The 9991-nt window shown below is 62.2% G+C and carries 10 protein-coding genes and 1 pseudogene; 6 read left to right on the top strand and 5 right to left on the bottom strand.

Translation table 11 applies throughout. From position 1 onward, the window contains the following. Positions 1-210 (top strand): annotated as a pseudogene (locus tag GCT13_RS45565) (group II intron reverse transcriptase/maturase); the annotation flags it as partial. Between the two features lie 118 nt (positions 211-328). Here the strand turns inward: GCT13_RS45565 and GCT13_RS45570 are convergent. Beyond that, the gene (locus GCT13_RS45570; protein WP_152768196.1) at positions 329-1867 is read right to left on the bottom strand and encodes a complex I subunit 4 family protein; all 1539 of its coding nucleotides are present in this window, start codon (positions 1865-1867) and stop codon (positions 329-331) included. 388 nt (positions 1868-2255) lie between these two features. Here GCT13_RS45570 and GCT13_RS45575 point away from each other — a divergent pair, with 388 nt between their 5' ends. After that, the gene (locus tag GCT13_RS45575; RefSeq protein WP_152768197.1) at positions 2256-2504 is read left to right on the top strand and encodes a hypothetical protein; all 249 of its coding nucleotides are present in this window, start codon (positions 2256-2258) and stop codon (positions 2502-2504) included. Positions 2505-2596: 92 nt separating this feature from the next. Here GCT13_RS45575 and cyoD read toward each other — a convergent pair whose 3' ends face one another. Genes cyoD through cyoA form a run of 4 tightly spaced genes read right to left on the bottom strand, consistent with a single transcriptional unit; the run spans position 2597 to position 6449 of the window. Beyond that, on the bottom strand, positions 2597-2932 hold the full coding sequence (cyoD, locus tag GCT13_RS45580; RefSeq protein WP_152768198.1) for a cytochrome o ubiquinol oxidase subunit IV: 336 nt from the start codon (positions 2930-2932) through the stop codon (positions 2597-2599). After that, the gene (gene cyoC / locus GCT13_RS45585; RefSeq protein ID WP_152768199.1) at positions 2933-3538 is read right to left on the bottom strand and encodes a cytochrome o ubiquinol oxidase subunit III; all 606 of its coding nucleotides are present in this window, start codon (positions 3536-3538) and stop codon (positions 2933-2935) included. Continuing rightward, a complete protein-coding gene (gene cyoB / locus GCT13_RS45590) occupies positions 3538-5550 on the bottom strand; it encodes a cytochrome o ubiquinol oxidase subunit I (RefSeq protein ID WP_152768200.1) in 2013 nt (670 codons plus the stop codon). The genes cyoC and cyoB overlap by 1 nt, the downstream gene beginning before the upstream one ends. A gap of 2 nt (positions 5551-5552) precedes the next feature. Next, positions 5553-6449 (bottom strand): ubiquinol oxidase subunit II, encoded by an 897-nt coding sequence (cyoA, locus tag GCT13_RS45595; RefSeq protein WP_152768201.1) that lies wholly within the window; start codon positions 6447-6449, stop codon positions 5553-5555. A 283-nt stretch (positions 6450-6732) separates the two neighbouring features. Here cyoA and GCT13_RS45600 point away from each other — a divergent pair, with 283 nt between their 5' ends. The 4 genes from GCT13_RS45600 to GCT13_RS45615 all read left to right on the top strand — a co-directional run bounded on the left by GCT13_RS45600 (position 6733) and on the right by GCT13_RS45615 (position 9986). Continuing rightward, positions 6733-7158, top strand: a complete 426-nt coding sequence (locus tag GCT13_RS45600; protein WP_152768202.1) for a DUF1810 domain-containing protein — start codon at positions 6733-6735, stop codon at positions 7156-7158. A 184-nt stretch (positions 7159-7342) separates the two neighbouring features. Then, positions 7343-7795 carry a Fur family transcriptional regulator gene (locus tag GCT13_RS45605; RefSeq protein ID WP_152768203.1) on the top strand — a complete coding sequence of 151 codons (453 nt, stop codon included), beginning with the start codon at positions 7343-7345 and terminating at the stop codon, positions 7793-7795. A gap of 197 nt (positions 7796-7992) precedes the next feature. Next, positions 7993-8655 carry a response regulator gene (locus GCT13_RS45610; RefSeq protein ID WP_152768204.1) on the top strand — a complete coding sequence of 221 codons (663 nt, stop codon included), beginning with the start codon at positions 7993-7995 and terminating at the stop codon, positions 8653-8655. After that, complete coding sequence (locus GCT13_RS45615; protein WP_321575045.1) at positions 8652-9986, top strand: ATP-binding protein; 1335 nt, start codon at positions 8652-8654, stop codon at positions 9984-9986. Before GCT13_RS45610 ends, GCT13_RS45615 begins: the two co-directional genes overlap by 4 nt. The last annotated feature ends 5 nt before the right edge of the window (positions 9987-9991 follow it).

Here is a 9991-nt window from a genome sequence, read left to right on the forward strand (position 1 = left end):
ATGCGTCACCGGTTGCGCGTCATCCAGCTTAAGCAATGGCGCCGCGGGCCGACCATCTACCGGGAGCTACGGGCGCTGGGGGCACCGTCCGCTGTGGCGCACCAGGTGGCGGCGAACAGCCGTCGCTGGTGGCGTAACAGCGGCCAGCTCCTGAATCGCGTGCTGACCCTCGCATACTTCGATCGGCTGGGTGTGCCAAGACTCTCGTAACCTCAACTTCCCGAACCGCCCGGTGCGGACCCGCATGCCGGGTGGTGTGGCAGGGGTACGGCCTCATGGCCGTCCCCTATGCCGATCTTGTTCAGGCAACTAATGCGGGCAACCGCGCTCAACCCGGCAGGCGATTCGCAACGGCCACTGTCGCATGGTTGTTCGATGCGACGCCCGTGCCCGTCGGCAGCGCGGAGCCCTGTGCCTGCGCGACGAGGTTTTCCGCCGACGGGCCGATCGCGTCGGTGAACGTCTTCGGATGCACGCCGATCGCGAGCACCAGCACGGCCATCGCGCCGAGCAGCACGAACTCGCGCTTGCACAGATCGCGCAGGTTCGCGACGCGCGTGTTGCGGATCGCGCCGAACATCACGCGCTTGTACATCCACAGCGTGTACGCGGCGCTCAGGATCAGCGTCAGCGCAGCCGTTGCGCCGATCCAGAAGTTGAAGCGGATCGCGCCCATCAGAACGAGGAATTCGCCGACGAAGCCCGACGTGCCCGGCAGGCCGACGTTCGCCATCGAGAACAGCATCGCGAACGTCGCGAGCTTCGGCATCGAGTTGGCGACGCCGCCGTAGGCATCGATCGCGCCGCTCTTCGTGCGGTCGAACAGCATGCCCGTGCACAGCAGCATCGCGCCCGCCACGATGCCGTACGACAGCATCTGGACGACCGCGCCTTCCGTGCCCATGCGGTCGAACGTGAAGAGCCCCAGCGTGACGAGACCCATGTGCGCGACGGCGGAGTACGCGAGCAGCTTGCGCATGTCGGTTTGCGCGAGCGCGAGCAGGCTGCCGTAGATCACGGCAACAAGCGACAGCGCGATCATCGCGGGCGCGAAGAAGTGGCAGGCGTCCGGCACGATGGGCAGCGCGAAACGCAGCAGGCCGTAGCCGCCCATCTTCAGCATGCCGAGCAGCACGGCCGTGCCTGTCGGGCCGTCCGAGTGCACGTCAGGCAGCCACGTGTGCACGGGCCACATCGGCACCTTCACCGAGAACGCAGCGAGGAAGCCGATGAACACCAGCAACTGCGGCGTGAAGTCGAGCTTCAGCGCGCGCCACGCGGCGATGTCGAACGTGTGCGACTGCGCCCACAGATAGATCAGCGCGGCGAGCATCGCGAGCGAGCCGACCAGCGAAAAGAAGAAGAAACGCACGGCCGCATAGACGCGGCGTTTTTCGCCCCACGTGCCGATCAGCAGATAGAGCGGAATCAGCGAGGCTTCGAAGAAGACGAAGAACAGCATGCCGTCGAGCGACGTGAACACGCCCTGCATGCAGCCCGACAGCAGCAGGAACGCGCCGTAGTACTGCGTGACGCGCTTCGTGACCGTTTCCCACGATGCGATCACGATGATCAGCGTCGTCACGGATGTCAGCACCGTGAACCACAGCGAGATGCCGTCGACGCCGAGGTGATACGAGATGCCGAAATCGGGCAGCCAGGGCAGCTGTTCGGCGAACTGCATCGTCGCCAGCGACGAATCGAAACCCGACACGAGCGGGATGACGGGCAGGATGCTCACGGCGGCGCCCGCCAGCGCGAGCCAGCGCGTGCGGTTCGGTGCGCTCTCGGAGCCGGCGGCCAGCACGACGATGCCGGCGAGGATCGGGACCCAGATCAGGAGGTCGAGGACTGATGGGAAGTGCATTTACTCGTTCGACGCGAATAGCAGGCCCTCGCCTGAAAAGGCGAAGGGAGGAAAAAAAACCTTACATGGACATTTCGACGGTCGGCCCCTGAGCGGAGCGGGACGATGCGCAGACTTGCGCACGCGTGTAACCAAAACGCATGAGACGGTCAGGGTTAACGAGCATACATCAAAACAATAATGTTGCGCTGCCACAATAGCCAATTTAATTTGTTGCAGAACTCGCTATTGACATTGATCTACATGCCTGATCAGGCAATTTGCGCCGCACAAAAAGAGAGTAGTGGAAGCGTTTCCATACCATCGAACTCAACGGTTGCTTACAGGGCTTGCCCTAGATTGAAGCGGCCGTTGTTCGCGATACGCTTAAGTCGCGAGGAGCCGAACCATGAGAAAAGTTTTCCACATCGCCGTTATTGCCGTTTTAGCCTGGCTGGTTGCTGACCGGGCGCTGCTGCATGCGCAGGCTCGCGAAGCCAGCACGTTCGCTTGCGCTCAGGGCGCGGAGCAGGTGAAGCTGGATGCGCTAGGCCGGGGATTCGACGACGCTGCCGCGAGCAGCCAGGGCGAGGCGTTCAGGTCGGGGTGTCTCGTGACGGGACGCGGCCGTCCGACGGAGATGCTGGCGCGCAACTGAGGCGCAACTGACGCGCTATTGACGCAGAAGGGCAGGGGAACGTGCCGGCTGCACGATACGACGTGTGCAACCGGCATCGGCGATGTACGCGCTTAGCGCGACATCATGTTCATGCTGACGTTATGCATGACCCACAGCGTGCCGCCGATCACGATCACGGCGGTCAGCACGGTGTACGCGAACGCCGTCAGGTTCCAGCGCTGGCTCGACGAGCCGTTCATGTGCAGGAAGAAAATCACGTGCACGATGATCTGCACGAGGCCGAGGCCCGCGATCGCATAGAGCGCCTGCGTGCCCGTCAACGCGCCCGTCAGCACGACGCCGAATGCGGCTGCCGTCAGGATGACGGACAGCACGAAGCCGATCGTGTAGCTGCCGAAGCTGCCGTGGTTTTCTTCCGAATGTGACGAGTGAGAATGGCTGCTCATTTAGATCACGCTCGCAAGATAGACAAACGAAAAGACACCGATCCACACGATGTCCAGGAAGTGCCAGAAGAGGCTCAGGCACGTCAGGCGGCGCAGTTCACGTTCGCCGAGGTCGTGCGCGCGCACCACCTGAACCATCATCACGATCATCCACAGCAGACCGGCCGAGACGTGCAGGCCGTGCGTGCCGACCAGCGTGAAGAACGCCGACAGGAACGCGCTGCGGTCCGGACCTGCGCCTTCGGCGATCAGATGCGAGAACTCGCGCACTTCGAGCACGACGAACGCCGCGCCGAGCACGAACGTCACCGCGAGCCACAAGAGCGTCGCGCTCTTGTTGTTCTTGTGCGCGCCGAGCATCGCGAAGCCGTACGTGATGCTCGAGAACAGCAGGATTGCCGTCTCGATCGCGACGCCCGGAATCTCGAACAGGTCTTTGCCGCTCGGACCGCCGGCGAACTGATGGCTCATCACTGCAAACGTCGCGAACAGCGCCGCGAACAGAATGCAGTCGGTCATCAGGTACAGCCAGAAGCCGAACACCGAATGGGACGGAGCGTGTTCCGCGTCGTGATGCGGCTCCGCAAGAATAGCTTTTTGAAGCATCAGACAATCTCCTCAGGCTCGGGCATGCGCTTGGCTGCGCCTGCACCCGATCCGGCGCCGTGGCGCTCTTCGATCAGTTGAACCGTATCGGCCGGGATGTAGTAGTCGGTGTCGTTATCGAAGCTGCGGGCGATCACAGTCGCGATCGCGCCGATGAAGCTCGCGATCGCGAGCCACCAGATGTGCCACGTCAGCGCGAAGCCCAGCACGAGGCTGAACCCGCCGATCCACACACCAGCGCTCGTGTTCGACGGCATATGGATGTCGCGGTACACGGGCTCGCTGCGCTCCACCTTGCGGCGTGACTTGATCTCGACGAATGCGTCGAGCTCGCGCACGATGGGCAGCGTCGCGAAGTTGTAGATCTGCGGCGGCGAAGTCGTCGCCCATTCGAGCGTGCGGCCACCCCACGGATCGCCCGTCGGGTCGCGGTTTTCCGGCTTGTTGCGATCACGGATCGACACGACGAGTTGGAGCAGCTGACATGCGATACCCATTGCGACGAGCACGGCGCCCACTTCGGCGACGAGCAGCCACGGATGCCATGCCGGATTGTCGTAGTGGTTCAGACGGCGCGTCATGCCCATGAAGCCGAGCACGTACAGCGGCGTGAACGCAACCCAGAAGCCGATCTGCCAGAACCAGAATGCTGCCTTGCCGAGCTTCTCGTTGAGCTTGAAGCCGAAGGCCTTCGGGAACCAGTAGTTCATGCCCGCGACGTAGCCGAACAGCACGCCGCCGATGATCACGTTGTGGAAGTGAGCGATCAGGAACAGGCTGTTGTGCAGCATGAAGTCCGCGCCCGGAATCGCCAGCATCACACCCGTCATGCCGCCGATCGTGAACGTGACCATGAAGCCGACCGTCCACAGCACAGGCGTCGTGAACTGAATGCGGCCCTTGTACATCGTGAACAGCCAGTTGAACACCTTCACGCCCGTCGGGACCGCGATGATCATCGTCGCAATGCCGAAGAAAGCGTTGACGTCAGCGCCCGAGCCCATCGTGAAGAAGTGGTGCAGCCACACGAGGAACGACAGGACCATGATCGCGCAGGTCGCCCAGACCATCGTCTTGTAGCCGAACAGCGGTTTCTTCGCGAACGTCGCGATGACTTCCGAGAAGATGCCGAACGCCGGCAGGATCAGGATGTAGACCTCGGGGTGGCCCCATGCCCAGATCAGGTTCAGATACAGCATCGCGTTCCCGCCGGCATCGTTCGTGAAGAAGTGCATGCCGAGGTAACGGTCGAGGCCGAGCAGCGCGAGCGCGACGGTCAGGATCGGGAACGAAGCCATGATCAGCACGTTCGCGCACAGCGAAGTCCACGTGAACACGGGCATCTTCATCAGCGTCATGCCGGGCGCGCGCATCTTGATGATGGTCACGAAGAAGTTCACGCCTGTCAGCAGCGTACCGATACCCGAGAGCTGAATGCTCCACAGGTAGTAGTCGACGCCTACGCCGGGACTGAACTGCAATTCGGACAGCGGCGGATACGCGAGCCAGCCGACCTGCGCGAACTCGCCGATCAGCAGCGAGATGTTGATCAGGACCGCGCTGATCGCCGTCATCCAGAACGACAGCGAGTTCAGGAACGGGAACGCGACGTCGCGCGCGCCGATCTGCAGCGGAACGATGATATTCATCAGGCCGACCATGAAGGCCATCGCCATGAAGAAGATCATGATCACGCCGTGCGCCGTGAAGATCTGATCGTAGTGATGCGGCGGCAGATAGCCGGGCGCGTGATACGCGAGCGCGAGCTGCGTGCGCATCATGATCGCGTCGGCGAAGCCGCGCAGCAGCATGACGAGGGCGACGATGATGTACATCACGCCGAGCTTCTTGTGGTCGACGGACGTGAGCCATTCGGTCCACAGATAGCGCCACTTTCCGAAATACGTGATTGCGCCGAGCACGGCGAGCGCGCCGAGGATCATGCCCGCGCCCGCGACCATGATGATCGGCTCGTGGTACGGAATGTCCGCGAGGGTTAATTTACCGAACATGCTTACCCCTTGGTACCGTTAGGCCCACAGTTCGCGTCCTTCATGTTGTCGACGACGTGACCGTTGTTGTAGCGGGCGACGATGTTGTTGAAGAGTTTGGGATCGACCGACGAGAAGTACGACACAGGTGCCTTCTCTTCAGGCTGCGCCACCTTGTAGTAGCGGTCCATGTTGAGGTGATCCGTCGATGCGCGAACCTTCGCGACCCATGCGTTGAAGTCTTCAGGCGTTTCGGCGAGCGTGCGGAACTTCATGTCCGAGAAGCCCTTGCCGCTGAAGTTGGCCGATGCGCCGGCATAGTCGCCGACTTCGTTCGCCTGCAGGTGCAGACGCGTCTGCATGCCCGCCATCGCGTAGATCTGGCCGCCCAGTTGCGGGATGAAGAGCGAGTTCATCACCGTGTCGGACGTGATGCGGAAATTCACCGGCGTACCGACGGGAATCGCCAGCTGGTTCACGGAAGCGATGCCCAGATCCGGATAGATGAAGAGCCACTTCCAGTCGAGCGCGACGACTTCCACGTTGATCGGCTTCACGTCCGATTCCAGCGGCTTGTACGGGTCGAGCTCGTGCGTGCTCTTCCACGTCAGGACGGCGAGGAACAGAATGATCAGCGCAGGGATCGTCCAGACAGCTACTTCGATCGCGGTCGAATGCGCCCAGTCCGGACGGTATTCGGCCGACTTGTTCGAGGCGCGATAGCGCCAGGCGAACAGCAGCGTCAGGAGGATGACGGGAATCACGACGATCAGCATCGTCCACGTCGAAGTCGCGATCAGCGACTTCTCGGCGGCGCCGATGGGCCCTTTCGGCATGAGCACTTCAAGATTGCACCCCGATAGCAGGAACGCTGGGGCAATTGAAACGAGACCGACTAACCGGCCCGCGATTTTTTTCATCGTCGCGGCCCTCTCTACAAAATCAAACAGACGAACGCTTGCATTTCCTTGCTCCTTTTATAAGCGCTCGCATAATACGAAGAACACGTGTTGCAGTACAGCACTTTGATGCGAACGGACTATTGCGCAGTAAGCAGTGAGACATAGTGTCGCAATGCCGCATTTTTTCGATTTCCGGGGCGTTTGCGCAGCCGAAAAATCGTGTTTGAAAGTCGTTTGTAGGGAATTCGCGGGTATGCCGGATGCATCACGAGCGGCATGCGAGAGGACTACGGAGGACGCGATGGACGATCAGTTCGACCTTCGGCGTTTCGTCGATGCTCAGGCCCCGATTTATGCGCAGGCGCTAGCGGAATTGCGCGCCGGACGCAAGCAAAGCCACTGGATGTGGTACGTGTTTCCCCAGATTCAGGGGCTCGGAGAGAGCCCGATGGCCCAAAAATTTGCCATCACGTCATTGCCCGAAGCTGTCGCATATTTGCAACATTCGGTGTTGGGTCCCCGTTTGAGGGAGGCCACGCAGGCGGTCAATGAAGTCGAAGGGTCGACGATCGAGACGATCTTCGGCTACCCGGACTATCTGAAGTTCCGCTCGTCGATGACGTTGTTTTCGAAGGCGGCGCCGGGCGACCCTGTATTCGTGAATGCACTGGCGAAGTATTTCGACGGCGAGCCGGACGAGCGGACACTCGACCTCATCGGAATGTGACCCAACGGGCGGCCCGCCTCTCGCGCGCGAAGCCGCGTCCGCCGCGCGCATCAGGCCGCGCAGCATCGTCGTGCGGATCGACCATCATGTCAGCGCCGATAAGCGATTCTTAAGGTTCGCACGGCCACAATGTCGCGTCGCGAAGCCCGCTACGAGGCTTTGCCCATCATGACGGGGCACATACATGATTGCGATCTACGCGGCGTTGAAAACGGCTGGCTTGCGTCCGACGTCCAGCCGGGCTGCCGTGCTCAAGCTCTTCCATGATTTTCCGAACGAGCACTTCGGCGCCGACCAGGTGTTCCGCAGGCTCTCGCAGGATACGGAAGCGTGCAGTCTCGCGAGCGTCTATCGCGCGCTCGCGCAATTGCATGAGGCCGATCTCATCTCCAGTGCGTCCCTCGGCGACGCGCGCGTCGTCTACGAACTGAATCGCGGGAAGCGCCACTATCACCTTGTCTGCAATCGTTGCGGGCGCATCCAGGATGCGTACGATCCGGGCCTCGAAGAACAGCAGGCGAAGATCGCAGCCGAGCATCACTTTCACTACTCCAGTTCCAATCTGGTGATCTTCGGCCGCTGCGCCGAATGCGAGGGCTTGCCCGTCGAATCGGCGCGACGGGCGGGCGGCAGCTGACGCATTCGTTTCGAACCATCTTTCACGCCGCGTCGCCGTCATGGCGACGCCTCTTCATCGACGACTGAAGCAGCACAAGCGGCATCTGCACGCGGATTGCTGCGATCTTCGTGTCGGCATGACGCGCCGCCCAGGTCGCTAAGGGCGCGTTAAGCTAATGGCGCCGACAATGGAGGCTATTCAGGAGAAACAGCGCGATGCGTTTGCTGCTGGTGGAAGATGACGAGATGATCGGCGAGCCCGTCGTGGAGACGATGCGGCGCGCCGGCTATGCGATCGATTGGGCGCACGACGGACGCGAAGCCGAGCTGTCGCTGGACCACGATGTCTATGATCTGGTGCTGCTCGATCTCGGCTTGCCGAAGGCGGATGGCATCGATGTGCTCAACCGCTACCGGCGGCGCGGCGGCGGTGCGCCTGTGATCATCCTGACGGCGCGCGATGCCGTCGAAAGCCGCATCGTCGGACTCGACGCAGGCGCCGACGATTACCTCGTCAAGCCATTCGATCTCGACGAGCTTGCTGCGCGTGTGCGCGCGCTGCTACGCCGCCGCACAGGGCAAACCAATCCCGTCTATTCGCACGGCGATCTGACGCTGAACCCCGCCACGCATGAAGCCACACTCAAAGGCGAACCGCTTTCGCTCGTGCCGCGCGAATTCAGCCTGTTGCAGGCGCTGATCGAAGAACCGATGCGCGTTTTCACGCGCCCCGAGCTCGAAGAGAAACTGTATGGCTGGGGCGAGGAAGTGGGCAGCAACACGATCGAAGTGCACGTGCACAGCTTGCGGCGCAAGATCGGCGCGGATCAGATCGTGACGGTGCGCGGCGTCGGCTATCGGCTGAAGAGGTGCGAGTGACGTCGATCCGGCGCTGGCTGCTGGGCTGGCTGATTGCGGGCCTGGCCGCTGCAGCGCTGATCGCGGGTTACGGCATCTTCCACACCGCGCGCGAAGAGGCAAGCGAACTGTTCGACTACGAGCTGCGCACGGTGGCGCTTTCCGTGCCCGCGAACATCAGCAGTACCGATACGCTCGCGCACGGCACGCCGGATTTCGAAGGCCTTTCCGACGATCGTCTCTTCATCGAGGTCTGGGACCAGGCGGGCACGAGCATCTACAAGTCGCTGGACGGCATCGACCTTTCGCGCTTTCCCGGGGGCCTTCGCACGATCGAGCGCGATGAGTATCACTGGCGCGTGTTCGGCGTTCAGGAAGGCGACCGCTTCGTGCAGGTCGCGCAGCCCGTCTCCGTGCGCGACGACCTGGCGCTGCGGCTCGCATTGCGCACGCTATGGCCATTGGCGTTGCTCATTCCCGCAATCATTCTGATCGTGCTCTTCGTCGTCGGGCGTGGGCTTGCGCCGCTCGGCAGCATTTCGCGCGCGCTCGCGACGCGTTCGTTCGATTCACTGGAACCCTTGCGTCTCGATGGGCGCATGCCCGTCGAAATGAAGCCGCTCGTCGATGCGCTCAATGATCTGTTGAACCGTCTGAACATCGCCTCGCAGTCGCAGCGCACGTTCGTTGCCGATGCCGCGCACGAGCTGCGTTCGCCGCTCGCCGCGCTGAAATTGCAGTTGCAGGCGGCGGAGCGCGACGGTTCGCTGAACGGCAGCAAGCAGACATTCGAGCGCATCGAAGGGCGCCTGAACCGGCTGATTCATCTCGTGCATCAGTTGCTGACGCTCGCGCGCGAGGACGCGCAGCGCAGCGCGCGGTTCGAGCCGGTGAGCCTGCGCAGACTGTGCGAGCGCACAGTCGGAGATTTTTCGCTGATTGCGGAGGCGAGGCAAATCGACCTCGGCCTGGAATGCCAGCACGCTCATGGCATCAGCGACGCCTACAAGGTTCGCGCGGAAGCGCAAGGCATCGAGGTGCTGCTCAACAATCTGATCGACAACGCGATTCGTTATACGCCGCCGGGCGGGAAGGTCGATGTGATTCTGTCGCGCAGCGGCGCGGAGATCAGCGTCGGCGTGTCGGACAGCGGTCCGGGCATTCCGGAGGCCGAGCGCGAGCGTGTGTTCGACCGCTTCTATCGGAGCGCGGGGAACAAGGAGCATGGCAGCGGACTCGGGCTCGCGATTGCGCTGAAAATCGCGCAGCGGCATCACGCGGAGCTTCGGATGAAGAAGAATGAAGAGCGGCCGGGGTTGCTGGTCACGTTGGAGGGGTTGCGGGGGGAGTAGGGGCT

The sequence above is a fragment of the Paraburkholderia franconis genome (genome assembly GCF_009362735.1).
Taxonomy (GTDB): Bacteria; Pseudomonadota; Gammaproteobacteria; order Burkholderiales; family Burkholderiaceae; genus Paraburkholderia; species Paraburkholderia franconis.

Coding starts and splice junctions, on each gene's coding strand:
- GCT13_RS45610 (WP_152768204.1), top strand. CDS start 7,993: ATGCGTTTGCTGCTGGTGGAAGATGACGAGATGATCGGCGAGCCCGTC.
- cyoC (WP_152768199.1), bottom strand. CDS start 3,538: ATGCTTCAAAAAGCTATTCTTGCGGAGCCGCATCACGACGCGGAACAC.
- GCT13_RS45605 (WP_152768203.1), top strand. CDS start 7,343: ATGATTGCGATCTACGCGGCGTTGAAAACGGCTGGCTTGCGTCCGACG.
- cyoD (WP_152768198.1), bottom strand. CDS start 2,932: ATGAGCAGCCATTCTCACTCGTCACATTCGGAAGAAAACCACGGCAGC.
- GCT13_RS45600 (WP_152768202.1), top strand. CDS start 6,733: ATGGACGATCAGTTCGACCTTCGGCGTTTCGTCGATGCTCAGGCCCCG.
- cyoA (WP_152768201.1), bottom strand. CDS start 6,449: ATGAAAAAAATCGCGGGCCGGTTAGTCGGTCTCGTTTCAATTGCCCCA.
- GCT13_RS45575 (WP_152768197.1), top strand. CDS start 2,256: ATGAGAAAAGTTTTCCACATCGCCGTTATTGCCGTTTTAGCCTGGCTG.
- GCT13_RS45570 (WP_152768196.1), bottom strand. CDS start 1,867: ATGCACTTCCCATCAGTCCTCGACCTCCTGATCTGGGTCCCGATCCTC.
- cyoB (WP_152768200.1), bottom strand. CDS start 5,550: ATGTTCGGTAAATTAACCCTCGCGGACATTCCGTACCACGAGCCGATC.